The sequence below is a fragment of the Sulfitobacter sp. HI0027 genome, from assembly GCF_001634775.1.
Classification (GTDB): domain Bacteria; phylum Pseudomonadota; class Alphaproteobacteria; order Rhodobacterales; family Rhodobacteraceae; genus Sulfitobacter.
In genome coordinates this window covers 1-251 of record NZ_LWER01000302.1, presented here as the reverse complement: position 1 = coordinate 251, position 251 = coordinate 1, and the positions used below count along the sequence as shown (strand labels likewise).

The window sequence follows — 251 nt, the reverse complement described above, 5'->3', positions numbered from 1 at the left end:
AAGACCAGAACATCGCCTTCATCGGCGAAGAATTCGGTGGCCTTGGCCATGAAGTTTTCAAACCCATAATCATTGGCAAAAGCCGTGATCAGGTTTGGTTCATTGAAGTCCAAGCTGCGGCATTTGCCCTGTTTGGTGAAATCCACCCGGGCATGGGAGGCGATCGAAGCGCTGGCCCCGTTGCCTGCGAACATCAGTTTATTCCCGCTGTCACGGGTTTTCAAAATCAGGTCCCGAAAGGCCACCAGATT

At 52.2% G+C, this 251-nt stretch carries 1 pseudogene; it reads right to left on the bottom strand.

From position 1 onward, the window contains the following. A pseudogene (locus tag A3722_RS15765) lies at window positions 1–194 on the bottom strand (hypothetical protein); the annotation flags it as partial. Window positions 195–251 lie beyond the last annotated feature (57 nt).